The 20,364-nt window shown below is 47.2% G+C and carries 19 protein-coding genes; 5 read left to right on the forward strand and 14 right to left on the reverse strand.

Going from position 1 to position 20,364, the window contains the following annotated elements; translation table 11 throughout:
* Positions 1-75: 75 nt before the first annotated feature.
* The 3 genes from R7070_RS02230 to budA are packed head-to-tail and all read right to left on the reverse strand — an operon-like array spanning position 76 to position 3,349.
* Positions 76-834, reverse strand: a complete 759-nt coding sequence (locus R7070_RS02230) for an SDR family NAD(P)-dependent oxidoreductase (protein WP_256900091.1) — start codon at positions 832-834, stop codon at positions 76-78.
* The gene (alsS, locus tag R7070_RS02235) at positions 831-2,534 is read right to left on the reverse strand and encodes an acetolactate synthase AlsS (RefSeq protein ID WP_158173444.1); all 1,704 of its coding nucleotides are present in this window, start codon (positions 2,532-2,534) and stop codon (positions 831-833) included. Before alsS ends, R7070_RS02230 begins: the two co-directional genes overlap by 4 nt.
* A 29-nt stretch (positions 2,535-2,563) precedes the next feature.
* Positions 2,564-3,349, reverse strand: a complete 786-nt coding sequence (gene budA / locus R7070_RS02240) for an acetolactate decarboxylase (RefSeq protein ID WP_005382707.1) — start codon at positions 3,347-3,349, stop codon at positions 2,564-2,566.
* 97 nt (positions 3,350-3,446) lie between these two features.
* Here budA and R7070_RS02245 point away from each other — a divergent pair, with 97 nt between their 5' ends.
* Both R7070_RS02245 and R7070_RS02250 read left to right on the forward strand, forming a co-directional pair.
* Entirely contained in the window at positions 3,447-4,328 is an 882-nt protein-coding gene (locus R7070_RS02245) for a LysR family transcriptional regulator (RefSeq protein ID WP_213903275.1), read from the forward strand.
* A gap of 178 nt (positions 4,329-4,506) precedes the next feature.
* Positions 4,507-5,262 (forward strand): PhzF family phenazine biosynthesis protein, encoded by a 756-nt coding sequence (locus tag R7070_RS02250; protein ID WP_186585396.1) that lies wholly within the window; start codon positions 4,507-4,509, stop codon positions 5,260-5,262.
* Between the two features lie 69 nt (positions 5,263-5,331).
* Here the strand turns inward: R7070_RS02250 and R7070_RS02255 are convergent, their stop codons facing one another.
* From R7070_RS02255 to R7070_RS02265, 3 genes are read right to left on the reverse strand one after another with little or no spacing between them, the layout of a single operon-like run.
* Positions 5,332-5,460 (reverse strand): DUF2474 domain-containing protein, encoded by a 129-nt coding sequence (locus R7070_RS02255; protein ID WP_005373267.1) that lies wholly within the window; start codon positions 5,458-5,460, stop codon positions 5,332-5,334.
* Between the two features lie 20 nt (positions 5,461-5,480).
* Positions 5,481-6,488 (reverse strand): cytochrome d ubiquinol oxidase subunit II, encoded by a 1,008-nt coding sequence (cydB, locus tag R7070_RS02260; protein WP_047101326.1) that lies wholly within the window; start codon positions 6,486-6,488, stop codon positions 5,481-5,483.
* 28 nt (positions 6,489-6,516) lie between these two features.
* Positions 6,517-7,881: a cytochrome ubiquinol oxidase subunit I gene (locus tag R7070_RS02265; RefSeq protein ID WP_256900090.1), complete on the reverse strand. Its 1,365-nt coding sequence runs from the start codon at positions 7,879-7,881 to the stop codon at positions 6,517-6,519.
* A 154-nt stretch (positions 7,882-8,035) separates the two neighbouring features.
* On the opposite strand from R7070_RS02265, the gene R7070_RS02270 reads away from it, so the two are divergent.
* A complete protein-coding gene (locus R7070_RS02270; RefSeq protein ID WP_318141080.1) occupies positions 8,036-9,451 on the forward strand; it encodes a PLP-dependent aminotransferase family protein in 1,416 nt (471 codons plus the stop codon).
* Positions 9,452-9,460: 9 nt separating this feature from the next.
* On the opposite strand, the gene R7070_RS02275 is transcribed toward R7070_RS02270, so the two are convergent.
* The gene (locus R7070_RS02275; protein ID WP_169628742.1) at positions 9,461-10,009 is read right to left on the reverse strand and encodes a sugar O-acetyltransferase; all 549 of its coding nucleotides are present in this window, start codon (positions 10,007-10,009) and stop codon (positions 9,461-9,463) included.
* A 338-nt stretch (positions 10,010-10,347) separates the two neighbouring features.
* On the opposite strand from R7070_RS02275, the gene R7070_RS02280 reads away from it, so the two are divergent.
* Positions 10,348-11,214, forward strand: coding sequence for a mechanosensitive ion channel family protein (locus R7070_RS02280; protein WP_256900088.1), 867 nt, complete (start codon positions 10,348-10,350; stop codon positions 11,212-11,214).
* Between the two features lie 98 nt (positions 11,215-11,312).
* Here the strand turns inward: R7070_RS02280 and R7070_RS02285 are convergent, their stop codons facing one another.
* The 7 genes from R7070_RS02285 to R7070_RS02315 form a co-directional block, all read right to left on the reverse strand.
* Positions 11,313-11,633: a DUF1840 domain-containing protein gene (locus R7070_RS02285; protein ID WP_005373256.1), complete on the reverse strand. Its 321-nt coding sequence runs from the start codon at positions 11,631-11,633 to the stop codon at positions 11,313-11,315.
* A 173-nt stretch (positions 11,634-11,806) separates the two neighbouring features.
* Entirely contained in the window at positions 11,807-12,709 is a 903-nt protein-coding gene (locus R7070_RS02290; protein WP_169628740.1) for a hydroxymethylglutaryl-CoA lyase, read from the reverse strand.
* On the reverse strand, positions 12,690-14,738 hold the full coding sequence (locus R7070_RS02295; RefSeq protein ID WP_256900087.1) for an acetyl/propionyl/methylcrotonyl-CoA carboxylase subunit alpha: 2,049 nt from the start codon (positions 14,736-14,738) through the stop codon (positions 12,690-12,692). Before R7070_RS02295 ends, R7070_RS02290 begins: the two co-directional genes overlap by 20 nt.
* On the reverse strand, positions 14,731-15,513 hold the full coding sequence (locus tag R7070_RS02300) for an enoyl-CoA hydratase-related protein (protein WP_169628738.1): 783 nt from the start codon (positions 15,511-15,513) through the stop codon (positions 14,731-14,733). Before R7070_RS02300 ends, R7070_RS02295 begins: the two co-directional genes overlap by 8 nt.
* A gap of 105 nt (positions 15,514-15,618) precedes the next feature.
* On the reverse strand, positions 15,619-17,226 hold the full coding sequence (locus R7070_RS02305) for a carboxyl transferase domain-containing protein (RefSeq protein ID WP_025767893.1): 1,608 nt from the start codon (positions 17,224-17,226) through the stop codon (positions 15,619-15,621).
* A gap of 114 nt (positions 17,227-17,340) precedes the next feature.
* Positions 17,341-18,510, reverse strand: coding sequence for an isovaleryl-CoA dehydrogenase (locus R7070_RS02310; protein WP_025767892.1), 1,170 nt, complete (start codon positions 18,508-18,510; stop codon positions 17,341-17,343).
* A 45-nt stretch (positions 18,511-18,555) separates the two neighbouring features.
* Positions 18,556-18,942 carry a MerR family transcriptional regulator gene (locus R7070_RS02315; RefSeq protein WP_005373242.1) on the reverse strand — a complete coding sequence of 129 codons (387 nt, stop codon included), beginning with the start codon at positions 18,940-18,942 and terminating at the stop codon, positions 18,556-18,558.
* Between the two features lie 209 nt (positions 18,943-19,151).
* Between R7070_RS02315 and R7070_RS02320 the strand changes: the two genes are divergently transcribed.
* Positions 19,152-20,330 carry a thiolase family protein gene (locus R7070_RS02320; RefSeq protein WP_213874273.1) on the forward strand — a complete coding sequence of 393 codons (1,179 nt, stop codon included), beginning with the start codon at positions 19,152-19,154 and terminating at the stop codon, positions 20,328-20,330.
* Positions 20,331-20,364: the final 34 nt, after the last annotated feature.

Consider the following 20,364-nt stretch of genomic DNA (forward strand, 5'->3'; position numbering starts at 1 on the left):
CAGAGCGTAAAGCGACAGATCAGCATCGATCCGAAAGGTAGTAGAACGTCTCTCACTGATCTGTCTATTTCATGCTTATACTATTTTAGGTTGGCCATCTGATGCGGTGGCACCGCCGTCTACAGGTAGGTTTACGCCATTAATGAAAGATGCGTCATCACTTGCCAAGAAAGTCACGACGGACGCAATTTCTTCAGGTTCGGCGGCTCGGCCGAGCGCAATGCGCTCATTGAATTTATCGCGGATGTCCTGCGGCCAGCCGTTCGTCATGTTGGTTTTTACTAAGCTTGGGCATACGGCGTTAATTCTTACGCCCTCCGCACCATGGTCCAATGCCATCGCTCGGGTAAGGTTCACCACTGCGCCTTTACTCGCGCAATAGAATGCGGCACCCCAGTCACCACCCAAACCGGAAACGGACGCGGTATTTACCATACAACCTTTCGTTTTTAAGAGTTCAGGCAAAGCAAACTTCGCGCAATAAACAACACCATCAATGTTTACACCAGAGATCTTCTTCCAGTCTTCCACACTACCTTCAATCACGGAACCAGGGACATGTACGCCAGCATTGTTTACTAAAATATCCAGTTTACCGAAACGGGTAACAACATCAGAAATCAGTGCTGCGACTTTTTCTGGGTCAGAAACATCAATAGAATGCGCAGACACACGCTGTTTATCAAAGCCCTCAACGGCGTTTGCCAACTGCTCTTCATTCCAATCGGCAAGAGCGACGTTTGCGCCTTCTTCATACAAACGTTTTGCGATGGCCAAACCAATACCATTGGCAGAACCAGTGACGAGTGCGACTTTATTTTTTAATCCTCTCATGCGATTTCTCCTTCGAAACTTACAAAAACGGGATCTTGATTTTTCTCTGTGCGCGGCAACATCAGTTTGTCGTTGTCGCTGTAATCTACGGGGATAGCCACCACTGCTGGTCCTTCAACGTCCATGGCTTTATTCAATGTCGGTAGCAATTCGTGTTGACTAGTCACTGCGAAGCCTTTCGCGCCAAATGATTCGGCGTAGGCCTTGAAATCAATTGGTCCAAATTTCACACCAGAGCAGCGCTGATATTTGTTGATCTCTTGCATTTCTACCATGTTGTAGGCGTTATCAACCCACACAATATGGACGATATTGCAGTTCAGTCTAACCGCGGTTTCTAACTCCATGCTCGATTGCATAAAACCGCCGTCTCCTGATATCGATACCACTTTGCTACCAGGTTTTAGTAGGCTGGCACCAATGGCCCATGGTAGTGCAACGCCCATTGTTTGTTGGCCGTTAGACACCAGCATTTGGCGAGCTCGAAAACAGCTCAAGTAACGAGCGATCCAGATGTGGAAGCTCCCCATATCAAGGCATAGCGTGGTATCCGGTGTGATGATAGATTGCATAGCTTTTATTAGCGCCAGTGGATGAAATCCTTGCTTGTGATAGACATTGGGATAGGTTTTGATCACTTGCCGTTGCAGTGCGACCTCTTCCAGTACTGAAAGTGCCGTTGGGGAAAGGCGAGCATATTCAGAGATATAGCTGCCCATCTTGTCTAATGACTGCGCAATGTTTCCGACGATTTCAACACAAGGCTGATAATTAAGTTGGTATTCTGCTGGTTCAATATCGAGGTGAATCACTGGGTTGCGGTGGCTGTTCCAAAGCTCAGGGTCATACTCTATTGGGCTAAAGCCGATGGTGAGAATTAAATCGGCGTCCCGCAGTAAAACATCGCCAGGTTGGTTATTAAACAAACCGACACGCCCAGCAAAGTGATGATAGTAATTGATGTCTACCGTGCCGGCGGCCTGGTAAGTGCCGACAACGGGTAGCTGCGTATTTTGAAGAAACCGAGCGATAGCAGCAGCGTTTTGACTGCGGCTCGCGTGAAGGCCAAGTAAAACCACACAGCGCTTTGCTTTACTGATTCGACTGACCGCTTCTTCGATTGCTGCGATGTCTGCGCAACCAGGCTGTGTGTAAGGCGAGGGGACAATAATGTCCGTTTGGGTTTGCTCGGATAAAACATCTTGGGGGAGACTCAAAAAGCAAGCCCCAGGACGACCTGACTCTGCGATACGAAATGCGTTCGCCATGATCTCGCTTGCGGCGTCCACATGCTGCACTTCAGCACTGAACTTAGTTATAGAGCGAAAAATACTGACGGTATCCATGCTCTGGTGTGTTTGTTTTTGCTGGTCAGTTCGTTTCACCGCACCACCGATAGCAATCAGCGGATCGCCTTCGGAGTTTGCTGTTGCAACCCCCGTAACTAGATTTCCACAGCCAGGGCCTGACGTAACCATTGTGACGCCTGCTTTGCCGGTTAGTCTTCCCATAACGCCCGCCATAAACGCGCCGTTAGCCTCGTGACGTACCGGAATCATTTGGATGTTAGTGTCTTCAATCGCATCGAACAGTCGATCTATTTTTGCACCAGGAATACCGAAAATGTACTTAATGCCGAGAGACTCTAGCTGTTGAGCGATCAACTGAGCTCCATTTTTATTTGAAGGTTTGGATTGCATTTGTTGTCCTTATTATTTGCCTGACTTTGTTACTTTTCCGCCTTTTCTATGGCGGTATTTATATCTTCCGGAGCCAAATTGGCGTTGAGGAAGTCTGTCGATACTGGGGTATCAATCACTAGCCGTGAGACTTTGCCAATCTGGAGGAACCCTGACGAAATGCTGTAATCCTGGATATGACCACCTCCTTGGCGGTCATCGGTAATAAAGTGTTCGTGATAGCCGGGCACATTAATGCCAGTCGTGTATTTAGGACTGCGAAAGCCGGCGACCACGCCTTGCTTATGCGTGAAGCGGAATGTTGGTTGTTCTTTGACCACTTCAAGCATTGGCCGATAAGGGCGTGTTTGTTTAGGTACGGTACGAGTGCGAACTGAATCGAAAACGCCATCAATGCGCACTGCGCAAAATAGGTTATCGCTTGGAACCATGTCGTCTATGAGGTTATGGACTTCATGACGTGACATGCGCGATGTCAGTGGCAGCTCGATATCAGGTTTAAAAAAAGTCATGACAGCAAAGGGCGTTTTTTGCGCTAGGTCTGCCGGGTTTGCGGAGCCATCCGACTTGAGTTGAAAAACTTCCTTATCAAAAGCAATCAACTCACCATCCAATTCATTGAACGTACCTAAACCAAAATCCCCATGTTTCAGCAGTTCTTCTATGGTTGTTGAGCCTTCGTAAACACCAGCTATCAAAGCACTCATTAACGAAGTCTGATAAATCTCACCATCTCCGGTAACGTGATGGTATTCAGAAAATTCTTTCGCTACTTCAAGCGAACAAGCGCATAGAGGGTTATAAAATCCACGCATGAGTAAGACCAGTTATGCAATGAAGAGTATATTTAGATTGACTTCTACACGGTGCTAAATCCAATATAAAAAAGATTTATTTTGATATGGAAAATATATGGAATTTCGCTACCTGAAGTATTTTGTCGCGGTCGCCGAGACTCGTCACTTTACCCGAGCAGCTGAACAGTTAGGGATTGCGCAACCTCCTTTGAGTCAACAAATCAAAAAGCTAGAGCACGAGCTTGGCGTGGACTTATTTAAGCGCTTGTCTAGAGGAGTAGAACTGACCCATGCAGGGCAAGTCTTTTATACGGATGCGGTAAATATTCTTGCTGATGTGGAACGCGCTAAAGCAAAAGCCCGACAGATTGCCCGTGGTGAAAATACGCAGGTTAAAATCGCGTTCGCGACGTCAACATCAACCTGCATTAAGGTATTGGAGAGGATTGGGCGTATTCAAGAGAATGGGGTTCATTTACAGACGGCGGAACTATCAATGCCAGAGCTTGCCACTCAGTTAAAAAGCAAACAACTTGATCTCGCAATCATGCGGCTACCCTGTTACGCCAGTGAGCCTTTTGAGCACAAGGTGTTGTTTAACGACCCGTTTGTCGCGGTGATTCCGGCGGGGCACGAACTGGCAAAATATCCCTGTATCCAGATGAAACAGTTGAGAGGCCATAAAATTTTACTGTTTCCACGAGAGACTGGACCCGCATTGTTTGATGGCATGAGCACACTTTTTGCCGACGCAGGAGTAAGGCTCGAACCACAGTTCGCAGCACCGCAACTTCGTACGACGATTGCCATGGCGCAGGCTGGGTTAGGTATCGCTCTCGTTCCGCGCTCACTGGCTGAACATCTCGATGATTCCGCGACAGTCGCCGAGATTGAGGATATCCCTCTCACTAGTCGTGTTGTTGTTGCTTGGGAGGCGTCTAATCTCAATAAACAAGCGCTAAAAGTAGCCATGCACATCGGTCATGTTGAGGCTTAAAGCTTTGTCATATAACCTGTCGATTGTACCCAACGAACAAAACTTACTGAAGATTGCGACTCTGTTGTCGTATATATTACCTACATCAAGTTGACTTGATAGCTGAACTCTCGTTTTTATCGAGATGATAATGACGAGGACCTTGATTTAATGCATGGTTAAACCGCAAGGGTGATGGATGATTAAAGCGCAAATATTTGATGTATTTTGTGATGAGTTAGCTCAAGGTAATCCATGTGGCGTTGTCGAACTAAATCACTGGCTGAGTGATTCTGAATTACTTCAAATCACTCATCAGGTCGCTCAACCTGTCACATCATTTGTGGTTCAGTCTGGCAGTGACTACCACATTCGCTGGTTTAGCCTAGAAGGAGAGATCAACCTATGCGGACACGGAAGTTTGGGCGCAGGCGCTGCAATCATTTCCAACTATCATAAGAACGAGGTCATTCTACAAAGTCAGTATGGTCATGTTACCGTTACTGGACTGGATGGAATGTATCGGATAGTGATGCCAAGTTGGCTAGCCAAGCCTCATGCCATCCCCTTGGGTATTTCAGGCTTTTCCAATCACCCCGTAGATGCTTTTACAACGCGTGATTTGGTTGTTGTTCTCGAATCAGAAGATGATGTTGTTCGCTATCAACCTAACTTTGATGAGCTGATTAAAATTGATGAGTTTCATGCTGTCATCGTGACGGCTCAAAGTTCTGATAGTGGCTATGTGCTGCGTTACTTTGCACCTAAAATCGGTATTTCAGAAGATCTTGCCACAGGTTCGGCTCAGTGCTCATTGGCGCCTTATTGGTTTGAAAAGCTAGGCAAAGAAAAATTGACGGCTCGTCAGCTATCTCGTGCTGGTGGTTATTTTGAAGTGGCTCGCGGTTTAGAATCTACGATCGTATTGTCTGCACACGTGAAAAGTCGGACTTGAATGCAAACGCCTCTAGCTCTTACACAAGATCTAGAGGCATCCATTTTTTATTGACTTAAACGTGCCGAGCTAAGATTTTAACCCTGCAGCGGTCATCATGACGCGAAATAACATAGACACTAACCCTAATGCAGCGACGCTAACGACCCATATTCCAACCATCCAAGCCCATTGGCGGCACCAATTTTTGATTTTCATACTCACTCCTTATCAACTCGTTAATGGTACGCTTCGCCTTCTTTTACTTTTCCGGAGAAGACGTAGTAACTCCAAAAGGTGTAAGCCAGAATAATCGGGATGATGATCACTGCTCCAACGAGCATAAAGCGCTGACTGCTTGCAGGAGCCGCTGCTTCCCATATTGATATGCTAGGAGGAATGATATTTGGCCAGATACTGATGCCAAGCCCAGCGAACCCGAGAATCACGATCACTAACGCCATCACGAAAGGGCTGCGCTCTTTACGCTTTTTAACGGAGTCGGCAATCTTCAAGCATACCAGCCCAGTAATGACAGGTACGGGCAGTAAGTAGAACAAATTAGGCAGAGAAAACCATCTTTCCGCAATGGCAGGGTAAGCAAGTGGAGTCCAAGCGCTCACAATGACTAATGCGGAGATCATCGCCAGTAGTGTTTTGTTAGTGAAGCGGTGCATCGTGTTTTGCAGTTCACCTTCCGTCTTCATGATGAGCCATGTGCTACCAAGCAGCGCGTACGTTGCGACTAAACCCAAACCACAAAAGATGGGAAAAGGGCTGAGCCAGTCGAGTTGGCTACCTACGAAGACGCGGTTTTCCACCGCAAAGCCTTGAATTACCGCGCCAACAACGATGCCTTGGAAAAACGTGGTTAAAATCGAGCCGACCATAAAAGAGCGATCCCAGAACTTTAAGTGATTTTCCAATGCTTTAAAGCGAAACTCAAACGCGACGCCACGAAAGATCAAAGCAATCAACATCAACGTTAAAGGGATGGTTAGCGCTTCAATAATTACCGCGTAAGCCATCGGAAAAGCGCCAAATAGAGATGCGCCTCCAAGCACAATCCAAGTTTCGTTGCCGTCCCAAACTGGCGCGACACTGTTGACCATGACGTCTTTTTGTTTTTCATCCTTGATGAAGGGCATCAGTATTCCAATACCCAAATCGAAGCCATCCATGATGATGTACATCAAAGTGGCAAAAACGATGATCGCGAACCAAATCACGGATAAATCAAAATGCATATTCTCTACCTTAACTTTGTGACAAATTCTAGATGCGGCCTGAAACGGTCGTCATGTCGTGCTCATCGTGTTCGATTGCATCGGGGCCTTTCTTGATTTGGTGGATCATGTAGTAATACCCAAAACCAAACACCAAGCTGTACACAACAAGGAAACACAGCAGGCTGATGCTCATTTGTAGGTCTCCGTGTGCAGAAACCGCATCACGCGTTTTTTGTACGCCATAAACGACCCAAGGTTGCCGACCAACCTCTGTCGTAAACCAGCCAGCGAGTATTGCGATAAGACCAGATGGCCCCATAAATAATGAAAACTTGAGGAACCAACGCGAGGTATAAAGCGTGTTCTTTTTTCGTAACCATATGCTGTAGAAGCTCTGTAAAATCATCAGAAGTCCTAGCCCGACCATGATTCGAAATGACCAAAAGACGATAGGTGAGTTCGGTCGTTCCTCTTTCGGGAAGTCTTTCAGTGCCGGGATTGGCTCAGTTAAACTGTGGCGTAGGATCAAACTTCCTAAAACAGGAATTTCTAAGGCATAGTCTGTGCGTTCTTGTTCCATGTTTGGCATGCCGAACAATATCAATGGGGTTGGTTTGCCATCACTGTTATCCCAATGTCCTTCGATGGCAGCGATTTTGGCGGGCTGGTGTTCCAGAGTGTTTAGCCCGTGCACATCGCCAATCACGGTTTGGAGTGGCGCAAGGAACACTAAGATCCCGAGCGACATCGAAAACATGGTTTTTACCGCAGTCGATTGATTGCCTCTCAATAAATGCCAAGCGGCTGACGCGCCTACAAAGAGTGCTGAACTGACGAAAGCCGCGACGCTCATGTGCGCCAAACGATAAGGAAATGAAGGATTGAAAACGATAGCAAACCAGTCGGTTGGCACCACACGTCCGTCGACAATTTCATAGCCTTGTGGCGTTTGCATCCAACTGTTGGAGGCGAGAATCCAGAACGTCGAAATGATCGTTCCTAACGCCACCATCGAGGTTGCAAAAAAGTGCAGCTTTTCGCCGACGCGACACCAACCAAACAGCATTACGCCAAGAAATCCGGCTTCGAGAAAGAATGCCGTTAACACTTCATAAGTCAGTAATGGGCCAGTGATAGAACCAGCGAAGTCGGAGAAACCACTCCAGTTGGTGCCGAATTGATAGGCCATGACAAGGCCAGATACAACGCCCATCCCAAAGTTAACCGCAAAAATTTTCGACCAGAAATGATAGAGCTTTTGGTAATCGGGATTGCGTGTTTTTAGCCATAAGCCTTCCAGCACGGCGAGATAGGTGGCCAAACCTATGGTGATAGCGGGGAAAATAATATGAAAGGATACCGTAAAGGCGAACTGTATCCGTGCAAGCATAAATGCGTCGAGGCCAAACATTAAACTTCCTTTGATCTTTTAAGTTTTATGAGAGAGCTATTTTAAGAGGAGCGGAATGAGGGAAGTAGGTACAGACAGTGACTATAAACCTATAACAGATTAAATATTGAAGTGTTATTATTTTGAATTCGGCTTTAGGGAAGGGGATTTGCGTTTGGCGAAGTATCAAGAGTTAGTGGAACAGCTTAAAAGGCAGATAAAATCGGGGATATGGCATCCGGGTGACAAGCTGCCTTCTCTGCGTCGCCAATCTGAACACTCGGGTTTAAGCTTGATGACGGTGTTGCATGCCTATCAAATTCTGGAATCTCAAGGCTGGGTAACGTCACAGCCGCGCTCTGGTTATCGAGTCGCTCCCAATATTAAGAGTTCAAATGAACCCCAAGCGCCAGCCGCGGTTTCGTGGACAGAGCAGGTAGACATCAATGAGTTTATCTTTGATGTTCTGCAGGCGAGTAAAAATCCATCCATGATCAATTTTGGCTTTGCCTATCCAGACCCAAGTTTGTATCCACGCTATCACGTGAATCGGGCGATGAGCGCAGCCGCTCGCAATATGCCGATTTCCACCACCTTTGATAACTTACCGCCGGGAAACGAACAATTACGCACCATCATCGCGAAGCGTTATGCTGCGAAAGGCATTGAAATTTCACCCGATGAAATTGTCATTACGGCAGGCGCGCTGGAGGCGTTAACGCTCAGTTTGCAAGCCAGCACAAGACCGGGAGATTGGGTGGTTGTGGAGTCGCCTGCATTTTATGGTGCATTGCAATCCTTAGAGCGGTTAGGTTTGAAAGCGCTCTCAGTAAGAACAGACCCAGTCACGGGCATTGACCTAGACTCATTGGAACGAGCGCTGCAAACACACGATGTGAAAGCGTGCTGGCTGATGTCGAACTTCCAGAATCCTCTGGGTTTTACGCTTTCCAACGAGAAAAAACAAAAGCTGATTGAACTGACACAGCGATATAACGTGCCAGTGATTGAAGATGACGTGTACAGCGAACTGCATGCAGGGAATGACTCGGTTTATCCACTAAGAATGTTTGATGACACGGGCAATACCATGTTGTGCTCCTCGTTTTCAAAATCATTAATCGCAGGGCTACGTATTGGTTGGGTTGCGGCGGGAAAGCGGGCGCTAGAGGTACAAAAGTTACAGTTAATGAGTACATTAGCGACGAGTGCACCAGTGCAAATGACATTGGTACACTATTTAACAAGCCGCAATTATGAATCTCATTTGAAGCAGTTACGGAAAAAGCTGTTTGAACGTAAAAGTAAGATGACGGTTCTGCTTAGTGAGCTGTTACCTGAAGCAGTCAAAGTGTTAAGCCAAAGCGGTGGGTACTTTATTTGGTTAGAGCTTCCCAAGCATATTGATGCCTTGCAGATATATCGAGAAGCGCTAAAAGGTAATATCAGCATCGCACCGGGAAAGATGTTCAGCCTGACAGAACAATACGATCACTGTATTCGTCTTAACGCTTCTTTTGAGCTTAATGACAAATACGTCCATGCTCTCAATTTGCTTGCCAACATTATTCGCTGTCATTTGGCAAAATAGCGACTTTCTTCAGTTTTTGGGTTTAATGGAGCGCGCCGGATTTCCAGCAACTCGATCGCCCGGCGCAACGTCTTTGGTTATGATAGAGCCAGCGCCGACGACGGCTTCATCGCCAATGGCCACGCCTGGCAGTATGATTGCGCCCCCACCAATCCAAACGTTATTGCCGATTTTTACCGGTTTGGCGATCTCATCTCCGGCTAAGCGTCTTTGTGTATCGAGTGAATGAGCGGCTGTGTAAATTTGCACTCTAGGCCCAATCATGACGTTCGCGCCAATCTCAACCTGCCCATTGTCCAGAATAATGGCGTCCCAGTTGATGTAGGTGTTTTCCCCGATGGACAAGTGGCAACCGTAGGTAAGTTGAAGCGGTGGCTCTATACAGGCGTTGTTTTCTATACGGACGCCCATTTCCGCCAGCAGTTGTCTACGGATATCTGGGTTTGGCTCGTGGTTAAATTGGAAGACAAGCTGCGCGGTTTTGGCGCGCATGAGCTTTAGTTCTTCATCCAGACAATTATAGGTTTCTCCAGAGCGCATCCGAGTCAGTTCTGACATAACAATCATTCCATCAATATTATTTGCAATAAGGTGCATAATGATAAGTGAAGGAGATTCGAAGTGAAAATTTGATGCTTAAAAATCAGAAAGTTATCACTGATTTGCCTTGCGTGTTTAGTCGGTTGATTGGCTCGTTGAGTACACAAAGACGTACTCCTTAAATGGCTTAATCGTGTTGAAGCCAAAGCGGGAAACCACTCGAAGCGTTTTGCGTAGATTACAATATAGTTAATAAGAAGAACTTAATTGAGCCGCTTGCGCTATCGATTGGGCTAAAAATATAAGACTTATGCGCTCTGGCTTGCTGGTAACGATGAATCAAGAGTGAGCACTTTATGTTCGAACGGGTCATTTCATTTTTAGAAACAACGCTGTTTACCTTTAACGAACAACCTATCACGTTGTGGGCGATATTGATGGTGCCGACATGGGTGATTGTCGCTTTATGGTTGTCCAAAATTTTAATCAAAACCGTTACGTCAAGAATGTCCTCATCGGGGAAAGATCCAAACGTCATTCATTTGGTTAAACGGATATTATTTGTCATCGCTCTCGCCATTATTTTTATGACCACATTTTCGATGATCAATGTGCCAATTACCGCGTTCGCCTTTCTGTCTGGTGCCATCGCTATCGGCTTCGGTTTTGGTGCACAAAACATCATTAACAACTTCATAAGTGGCTGGATTTTGATTGGTGAAAAGCCAATCCGAATTGGGGACTTTTTAGAGGTTGAGGGCGCCAAAGGCATTGTCGAGCAAATAAATACACGTTCAACTCGAATCAGGCGAACCGATGGCGTTCACATGCTCATTCCCAACAGTCAGTTGATTGAGAACGTGGTGATCAACTGGACGTTATGCGACAGATTAGTCCGTGGCTCGGTCGTCGTCGGCGTCGCGTATGGGAGCGATGTCAAACAGGTTGCTGCCTTAATGGCGGAAGTGACTTCGCAGCAAGCGCAAGTTCTGAGTTCGCCAGCTCCAGACGTGTTTTTTCAAGACTTTGGTGACAATGCTTTGATCTTCGAATCTTATTTTTGGATTAACTCAACGGTTGAGGGCGGGATTCGAACGGTCGCAAGTACCATACGTTTTGAAATCTATGAAGCTTTCGAAAAGCACGGTATTGAAATCGCGTTTCCACAACGAGATGTGCACATTGATGGGGAAATCAAGTTGTCTAGGGAGAGAAACGGATAGGGCGATAAGCGGTATTGGTGTTCTTATCTTGGTGTCGAGTAACCATAGCGAGGCGGTCACAACACGGATTCACCTCGCTAGAAACCAGTTTGAAGGCGTTATTGGTTGTCCCACATGACTTCGCATTCTTCTTTGATTGCTGATTTTAGCAACTCAATCAGTGGAAACGCTCTGCGTCCTAGGCTTACCGCGGGCTCTGCTTGTTCTTCCTCTTCGTCTACATCAGTAGGGAGGTTTTCTTCAGCTGCATTTTTCGCAGATAGAGCAGAAGTTAATCTTGATAGCGCGTCAGGAACATCTTGAGCGGAAATTGATCCCGGCACCGTGCCGCTGTGACCCATCATTTTGAGCATATCTAATGCAATATCACCAAACATCGTGACGTTTGAGTGGCTTCGACAACGAAATGTTATGAGCATTTACCTGATCCTGTTTTATATGTTCGGTTTGAAACTAAATTGTAGCTGAAATCAGACACTAATTAATGTGATGAAGACCGTTGAGCGTTAAGGTTTTTATGAGTAACAACAAAAAACGGGCACGTACGTCTGCATGCCCGTTGAAATACATTACCTGATTGGTTGTTGATGATTTACAAGCTATACGGATCGCCCAGAGCTAATGCGACCCTAGAAGCAGGAGACTTTCCTAACGCACGGCAAATTTGCCAACCCGCTTCATTGATGACGCTAAGGTCAACGCCCGTTTCAATCCCAAGTTGCTCACACAGATAAAGTACATCTTCCGTTGCAACATTACCACTGGCTCCTTTCGCGTAAGGGCAGCCGCCGAGCCCCGCTACTGCGCTATCAATGGTGTTGATGCCCATTAACAAGGCTTGGTAGATATTGGCTAATGCTTGTCCATAAGTGTCATGAAAATGTACTGCGAGCGCGTCTTTTGGCAGTAGCGTTAACAACGAATCCAGCATGGCGATAACGCGATTAGGCGTTGCTTTACCGACAGTATCACCGAGCGAAATCTCATAACATCCCATATCAAACAACGTATTGGCGACCTTGGTAGTTTGCTCTGGCTTGATTACTCCCTCATATGGACACACCATGGTACAAGACAAGTACCCGCGTACAGGAATGTTGTGCTGGTTCGCCAATTCGATAACGGGTTCAAATCGAGCGAGACTTTCGGTAATGCTGCAGTTGATGTTCTTCTGGCTGAACGTTTCTGAAGCGGCGCCAAACACCGCAATTCGCTTTACACCGCTTTCCAGCGCACGTTCTAACCCTGCGAGATTTGGTGTGAGCGCGCTATAAACCACGTCAGGCTTTTTTGAGATACCAGCAAACACCTGATCGGAATCGGCCATTTGAGGCACCCACCTTGGAGAGACGAAAGATCCCGCCTCAATATGCTTTAAGCCACTGCTGCTTAGTTGGTTAATCAAACGGATTTTATCAACCAGCGTCACTGCCGTTTCATTTTGCAGACCATCACGAGCGCCGACTTCGACGATATTAACCTTCGCTGGTAGCATATTCGCGCTCCTTATCTTCACTGACGTTATCCGATATCAAAGACAAATTCAGCAGTATGGAACCGTGCTGTACTTGGTCCCCGTGCTGATAAAACAATTCGTCGACTGTTGCTGCGACCGGAGCCGTGATGGTGTATTCCATTTTCATTGCTTCGAGTACCAAAAGCGGAACGCCCGCCGCCACTTCGTCACCTTTAGCCACCATAACTGCTGAAATTATGCCGTTGAGTGGTGCGGTTGGACTTAGTTCATCATCTACATCTTTTGCAGAGTCAAAGTTAGGTTGATGAGCGAACGTGCGCTGCTGACCAAGATAAAATAGTGTTGTTCTTTGTTCATCGCTAAGTGCATTAAAGGTGTAACGCACATTATCAATATCGACGATAATCTGGTTGCCACTTTCAAGCAGGATGACCTGATGCAGCTCCTCACCACATCGGACAGTGAAGTGAGATCCTGTATCTTGCGATGATTGTTGCAAACGTACCTGATGGTTGGCATTGGCATCCGTGAAGTTAAATCGGTAAACGTTGTCAACTGACAGTCTAAAACCTCGTCTGGTTGGCGCGGGTAACGTTGAGCTGTCTGATTTTGAAATGAGATCATTCCGGTGAGCAACCGCCGCCAATGTAAGCCAGATTGAATCCGACACGTCTTGCTGCTCATTTATGCCTTGTTGATGTGTTACGAGGAAACCTGTATCGAGCTCAATCTCGGCAAAGGCTGGCTGCGAAATAATACTGTGCAGATAACCAATGTTTGTCGTTACTCCACGTACGTGATATTGAGTTAACGCCTGCTTAAGCTGCTTTAGTGCGATATCACGAGTTTGCCCCCAGACGATCAGTTTGCTGATCATTGGATCGTAATATTCGCTGATGCTATCGCCTTGGGTAACACCACTATCAACGCGTACGCGCGCTAGGCGCACATTACTGTCTGATACGGGTTCTTTTAAGTAGTCAATGCGGCCAGTCGACGGCATAAAGTCATTGTCTGTATCTTCTGCGTAAATTCGCAGCTCAATTGAATGGCCGTCGTGGGTGATTTCAGATTGCGAAATAGGTAAATGCTCGCCAGCTGCGACTTTGAATTGCCACTCCACCAAATCAACGCCGGTGATCAATTCAGTGACAGGGTGCTCAACTTGCAGACGGGTGTTCATCTCCATGAAGTAGAATTGACCTCGGCTATCGAGTAAGAACTCCACCGTGCCAGCGCCAACATAGTCGATCGCTTGAGCGGCCTGAACCGCAGCTTCACCCATTTGTTTACGCAGTTCATCACTAAGACCGGGAGCTGGTGCTTCTTCGACTACTTTTTGGTGACGGCGTTGAATGGAGCAATCGCGATCAGAAAGATAGACACAGTTGCCATGTTGGTCAGCAAATACCTGAACTTCAACGTGGCGAGGCTGCAATATACATTTTTCGATTAGAAGCTGCTTATCGCCAAAGCTTGAAAGTGCTTCACGCTGCGCACCGTCGATGGCCAGAGGCATTTCGGCTGCGCTATTGACCACTCGCATGCCTTTACCGCCGCCACCTTGTGTTGCTTTAAGCATCACTGGGTAACCGATTTTTTCCGCTTCCGCTAATAAGTGCTCTACGCTGTTGTCTGTGCCGTGATAGCCGGGAACCAAGGGCACGTTCGCCTCAGACATGATGGCTTTGGCTTGCGACTTCGAACCCATTGCTTCAATTGCGCTGGTGGAAGGGCCAATAAAAACAATGCCATTTTCGCTGCACGCTTTGGCCAGTTTCGGGTTCTCGGAAAGAAAACCATACCCAGGGTGGATAGCATCGGCTTGCCATTTTTTCGCAGCGCCGATAATCGCATCGATATCGAGATACGATTCACTCGCCGGAGCGGGGCCAATGAATTCAGCGAAATCCGCTTGTTTAACATGTAAGCTGCTGCGATCCGCTTCGGAATAGACGGCAACCGTCTCGATAGCCATGCTTTTTGCGGTTTTAATGATTCGGCAGGCAATTTCACCGCGGTTTGCGATCAGTATTCTTTTAAACATGATTCCTCCAATTGGCGGCGCGCTTTTCAAAAAATGCACTCAGTCCTTCTTGTCCTTCTGCGGACACGCGGGCGGTTGCAATAGCTTGGCTGGTGTATTCAATTAATGAATGCTCGATAGGTTGATTGTCACAACGTAAGCAGAGCGTTTTTGCTGCCTGCATGGCTTGTGGACCGTTGTTGAGCAGGTGATCAATGGTGCGATTGACGGCTTCACGTGGTTGAGCGTCTATCTGATGAAGAATACTCATCGATAGCGCGGTTTCGGCATCAATCAGTTCCGCGGTTAAAAAGTAGCGTCGGCTCTGTCTTTGTCCAATCGCTCGGATTACGTAAGGTCCGATGGTGGCGGGTAACAAACCGAGCTTCACTTCACTCAAACAGAAGCGACTTTCAGGTGTACCGATAGCGATATCGCAACAGCAGATAAGCCCAAGTGCGCCGCCAAATGCAGCGCCATGCACCATAGCAATAGTCGGTGTGCTAAAGGTATCCAGCGTATGCAAAAGTTTTGCTAGTTGCTGTGCATCTTGCAGGTTTTCACCCTCGGTTTTGGTTGCCATTGACTGCATCCAGCCAAGATCCGCACCCGCAGAAAAGTGTTTACCTTGGGCCGTTAGTACCAATGCACGTAGAGAGTCGTCTCTATCAAGTTTTTCCAAGATTTCGATAAGTGAAGCAATTAATTCATCATTAAACGCGTTATGTTTCTCTGGTCGATTGAGGCTCAACCAAGCAACGCCATTGTTGTCTTTTTCGAGCAGTAGTCCGGTCATGTGACTTCCTTTGTCTGACATTTCAGTCTGTATTCCAATACTCGCTAACCGTTACTTGTATAAACATCGGTATTCGCGAGGAGTTAAGGCTTGCCTTGCATCCGACTACATGCGGAAGATGCCAAATTTACTGTCTGATATTGGCGCATTAAGCGCAGCAGACAGAGCAATGCCGACAACATCACGGGTTTTGGCGGGATCAATAATGCCGTCGTCCCACAGGCGTGCACTGGCGTAGTATGCATGGCTTTGAGTCTGATATTGCTCCGCAATTGGACGTTTGAACGCTTCTTCTTCCTCTACGCTCCAGCTTTCACCTTTGCGAGTTTTGATATCGCGGGTCACTTGCGCCATCACGCCAGCCGCTTGCTCTCCACCCATGACGGAGATGCGCGCGTTTGGCCACATCCACATCATGGTTGGATCATAAGCGCGGCCACACATGCCGTAGTTTCCTGCGCCATACGATCCACCAATAACCACGGTAAACTTCGGCACGTCTGCACACGCAACAGCAGTTACCATTTTCGCACCATGTTTGGCGATGCCTTCGGCTTCGTACTTCTGACCGACCATAAAGCCCGTGATGTTCTGCAAGAAGAGCAGAGGAATTTTGCGTTGTGCGCACAGCTCAATAAAATGCGCGCCTTTTTGTGCTGATTCCGAAAATAGAATGCCGTTGTTAGCGACAATGCCAATCGGCATACCGTGAATATGGGCAAAGCCACAGACCAAGGTTTCGCCGAACAAGGCTTTAAATTCATCGAGCTGGGAATCATCAACAATTCGGGCAATGACCTCTTTAACATCAAACGGCTTTTTAAGATCGGTTCCGACGATGCCGTACAGCTCTTGGGCAGGAAAACGTGGTTCCTGAGGTGCTTTTTGCTTGAGTTGAACGGGTTTCAAGTGGTTGATTTGTGAAACCGCTTGTCTTGCCAACTCTAACGCGTGGTGATCATTTTCTGCGTAATAGTCCGCCACACCAGAGGTGCGACAGTGAACGTCTGCGCCACCAAGATCTTCCGCGCTGACTTCTTCACCTGTCGCTGCTTTTACAAGAGGTGGACCTGCCAAGAAAATCGTACCTTGTTCTTTGACTATGATGGAAACATCACACATCGCAGGAACATAAGCGCCGCCAGCGGTACATAGCCCCATGACCACCGCAATTTGTGGAATGCCTTTGGCCGACATACGGGCTTGGTTGTAGAAAATACGGCCAAAATGGTCTTTATCTGGGAATACCTCATCTTGGCGGGGTAGGTTAGCGCCGCCAGAGTCGACTAAGTAAACACACGGCAGTTGGCATTTTTCTGCAATTTCTTGTGCTCTTAAGTGCTTTTTCACGGTGAGTGGGTAGTAACTGCCGCCTTTTACCGTCACGTCGTTCGCGACGATCATGCACTCATTGCCGTCAATTACACCCACACCGGCAACCACTCCAGCACATGGAACGTAATCTGGATACACATCCCAGCCAGCAAATTGACCAATTTCTAGAAAGGACGAACCAGGGTCGAGTAGGGCAAGAATGCGCTCACGTACCGGAAGTTTGCCTTTCTTCTGCTGATGCTCGCGGGCTTTCTCACCGCCACCATCTTCTATTTGGGCAGTCACGGTATAAAGTTGATCTACAAGTGACGCCATAGAGCGGTAGTTTTCCTGATACTGCTCTGAGTGGGTATTAATATTGGTCGTCAAACAAGCCATAAATAGCCGATCTCCATTCGGTAGACGGGTGACACCACCCGCCTTTATCTATGTTGAATAAGATTTAGGTTGAATAAGGAATTTATTTAGATTCAGAACGCCTAGGTATGTTGATTAGGCGCTTTCGTTAAACAATTCGCGACCAATAAGCATGCGGCGAATTTCTGAAGTGCCCGCACCGATTTCATACAGCTTGGCATCTCGCAACAAACGGCCCGTATCAAACTCGTTGATGTAGCCGTTACCGCCAAGTAGTTGAATCGCATCCAGTGCCATCTTGGTTGCCAGCTCTGCGCTGTAGAGGATCGCGCCAGCAGAATCTTTACGTGTGGTTTCACCACGATCACAAGCGGCAGCGACGGCGTAAACATACGCTTTAGCGGCATTCATTTGTGTGTACATATCCGCGATTTTTGCTTGAACTAGCTGGAATTCACCGATGGATTTACCGAACTGTTTACGGTCGTGAATGTAAGGCACAACGATATCCATACACGCCTGCATGATGCCAAGTGGGCCGCCTGCAAGCACCACACGTTCGTAGTCGAGGCCGCTCATCAATACTTTCACGCCTTGGTTTTCTTCGCCGAGAATATTCTCCGTAGGGACTTCGCAGTTTTGGAAGACCAGCTCACACGTATTCGAGCCGCGCATACCCAACTTGTCGAGTTTTTGTGCTTGAGTAAATCCAGGGAATCCGCGTTCCACAATAAACGCCGTGATGCCTTTGGAGTGCTGGCTTGGGTCGGTTTTTGCGTAGACAACATAGGTGTGTGCATCAGGGCCGTTGGTGATCCACATTTTGTTGCCGTTTAGCAGGAAAATATCGCCTTTACGTTCGGCTTTAAGCTGCATAGAGACCACATCAGAGCCGGCGCCGGGTTCACTCATAGCAAGGGCGCCGATATGTTCACCGGAGATGAGCTTAGGTAGGTATTTCTCTTTTTGCGCTTGTGTGCCGTTACGGTGGATTTGGTTGACGCAAAGGTTGGAGTGAGCGCCGTAACTTAACGCAACCGAAGCGGATGCTCGGCTGATTTCTTCCATAGCGATAACGTGGGCGAGATAGCCCATGCCTGCACCACCAAACTCTTCGCTGGTGGTCACACCTAAAAGACCCATGTCACCTAATTTGGACCAAAGATGGTTTGGAAAGTCGTTAGTTTGGTCGATAGATTGCGCTAGCGGCGCAATTTCTCTTGCAGCAAAACTATTGATTTGCTCGCGAAGCAAATCGGTATTTTCGTCATAAACAAAGTTCAGGGAAGAGTAGGTAGATTTCATTGCGTGTCCTTGCCTTTACGTCACCTACATCCCAGAGTTGAGGTGTTAGGTGACTTTTTCGCCTTTCATGGATCTCAGTGTGTTTTGGCATCGCAACTGCGCAGCATTTAACTCCATCATTACCGCTTGAATGTCGTTTGCTTGCTGTTGCAATGCTGCCTTCTTCTCTTCGATCAACCGAATCATATAGTTCAACTGCTCAGTACTTTGATCGGTATCGTAGAGTTCAAATAACTCTTTGATATCTGCAAGAGAAAAGCCCAATCGCTTACCTCGCAAAATCAGTTTTAGTCGAATTCGATCACGACCATTGTAGATTCGAGTGTTGCCTTTACGTTCTGGAGTTAGGAGACCTAAATCTTCGTAGAAGCGAATGCTTCGAGTAGTAATGTCGAACTCTTTCGCGAGCTCGCTGATCTTAAATGTGTTCATTCCTTAACCTTACGACTTTCGTATAACATTTACATGAATATACAATTCGTTAACGTTAAAGTAAACAAACAACATCCACTCTTGAGCCTTGATATCACTCGCATTTACTCGAAATCAAAGAATCACTCGAACAAACAATAACCTCAAACTTGACGTTAACGTAAATGTTAGTATAGTTATGACGTAAACGTCAACAAAAGGTTAATGGAATGAAAAATGAAACATGGATTGTTGCCGCTAAGCGAACGCCTATCGGCTCTTTTCAAGGTGCATTAGCTTCAACAGATGTCACGGAACTCGGTGCGAAAGCCATTCAAGGGGCGCTAGCCGAAAGCCAACTCGATGTGCACAAAATAGACGAAGTGTTGATGGGGTGCGTTTTACCCGCCGGTGTGGGGCAAGCGCCTGCAAGACAAGCAAGCCTTAAAGCTGAAATGCCACAATCGATTGGTTGTACGACACTGAACAAAGTTTGTGGATCGGGTATGAAAACCGTGATGCTGGCATATGACCTTATTCAATCTGGTAATGCGCATGCTGTCATCGCTGGTGGCATGGAAAACATGTCGTCTTCTCCTTATCTATTAAAGAAAGCGCGTGATGGTTTCCGTTTAGGTCACGAGCAAGTGCTTGATCACATGTTTTATGACGGGTTGCAGGATGCCTACCAAGGCGAGCTGATGGGTGTCTTTGCAGAACAGACGGCGCAAAAGTATCAGTTCAGCCGTGAAAGTATGGATGCCTGGGCGCAACAGTCGTTGACTCGTGCGCAGCAAGCAATCGAGCAAGGTTTGTTCAAAGAAGAGATCGTGCCTGTTAACGTAAAAAGTCGGCGCGGCGAAACCTTGGTTGTAGATGATGAGCAACCGAGCAAACTCGACGTCACTAAAATTCCTACCTTACGCCCTGCGTTTGCCAAAGATGGCGGCGTAACCGCAGCAAACTCTAGTTCCATTTCGGATGGTGCGTCGGCAATGATCTTAGTCGATAGTGAGTTTGGTCGTCAGGAAAACCTTCAGCCTCTAGCCAAAATTGTCGCGTACAGCACGCATGCAAGACAGCCTGATGAGTTCACCATCGCACCAGTCTTCGCGATTGAATCGCTGCTGGAAAAAACGGGCTGGGACAAATCAGACGTGGACCTTTGGGAAATCAATGAAGCTTTTGCTGTCGTGACTCAATACGCGGTGAAAGCTCTCGAACTGAACGAGAGCAAAGTGAACCCTCGCGGAGGGGCTTGTGCGCTGGGGCATCCAATAGGCGCAAGTGGCAATCGAATCCTTGTCACTTTGATTCATGCGCTAAAACAAACTGGTGGTAAGCGTGGCGTTGCATCGCTTTGTATTGGCGGCGGCGAAGCTACCGCTATCGCGATTGAAATCTGCTAAATCATTCTCAACAAAGTTTCACTTACATAACAGT

Origin of the sequence: Vibrio sp. 1557 (genome assembly GCF_033340175.1) — a bacterium.
GTDB classification, from domain to species: domain Bacteria; phylum Pseudomonadota; class Gammaproteobacteria; order Enterobacterales; family Vibrionaceae; genus Vibrio; species Vibrio alginolyticus.

Coding starts and splice junctions, on each gene's coding strand:
- R7070_RS02230 (WP_256900091.1), bottom strand. CDS start 834: ATGAGAGGATTAAAAAATAAAGTCGCACTCGTCACTGGTTCTGCCAAT.
- alsS (WP_158173444.1), bottom strand. CDS start 2,534: ATGCAATCCAAACCTTCAAATAAAAATGGAGCTCAGTTGATCGCTCAA.
- budA (WP_005382707.1), bottom strand. CDS start 3,349: ATGCGTGGATTTTATAACCCTCTATGCGCTTGTTCGCTTGAAGTAGCG.
- R7070_RS02245 (WP_213903275.1), top strand. CDS start 3,447: ATGGAATTTCGCTACCTGAAGTATTTTGTCGCGGTCGCCGAGACTCGT.
- R7070_RS02250 (WP_186585396.1), top strand. CDS start 4,507: ATGATTAAAGCGCAAATATTTGATGTATTTTGTGATGAGTTAGCTCAA.
- R7070_RS02255 (WP_005373267.1), bottom strand. CDS start 5,460: ATGAAAATCAAAAATTGGTGCCGCCAATGGGCTTGGATGGTTGGAATA.
- cydB (WP_047101326.1), bottom strand. CDS start 6,488: ATGCATTTTGATTTATCCGTGATTTGGTTCGCGATCATCGTTTTTGCC.
- R7070_RS02265 (WP_256900090.1), bottom strand. CDS start 7,881: ATGTTTGGCCTCGACGCATTTATGCTTGCACGGATACAGTTCGCCTTT.
- R7070_RS02275 (WP_169628742.1), bottom strand. CDS start 10,009: ATGTCAGAACTGACTCGGATGCGCTCTGGAGAAACCTATAATTGTCTG.
- R7070_RS02280 (WP_256900088.1), top strand. CDS start 10,348: ATGTTCGAACGGGTCATTTCATTTTTAGAAACAACGCTGTTTACCTTT.
- R7070_RS02285 (WP_005373256.1), bottom strand. CDS start 11,633: ATGCTCATAACATTTCGTTGTCGAAGCCACTCAAACGTCACGATGTTT.
- R7070_RS02290 (WP_169628740.1), bottom strand. CDS start 12,709: ATGCTACCAGCGAAGGTTAATATCGTCGAAGTCGGCGCTCGTGATGGT.
- R7070_RS02295 (WP_256900087.1), bottom strand. CDS start 14,738: ATGTTTAAAAGAATACTGATCGCAAACCGCGGTGAAATTGCCTGCCGA.
- R7070_RS02300 (WP_169628738.1), bottom strand. CDS start 15,513: ATGACCGGACTACTGCTCGAAAAAGACAACAATGGCGTTGCTTGGTTG.
- R7070_RS02305 (WP_025767893.1), bottom strand. CDS start 17,226: ATGGCTTGTTTGACGACCAATATTAATACCCACTCAGAGCAGTATCAG.
- R7070_RS02310 (WP_025767892.1), bottom strand. CDS start 18,510: ATGAAATCTACCTACTCTTCCCTGAACTTTGTTTATGACGAAAATACC.
- R7070_RS02315 (WP_005373242.1), bottom strand. CDS start 18,942: ATGAACACATTTAAGATCAGCGAGCTCGCGAAAGAGTTCGACATTACT.
- R7070_RS02320 (WP_213874273.1), top strand. CDS start 19,152: ATGAAAAATGAAACATGGATTGTTGCCGCTAAGCGAACGCCTATCGGC.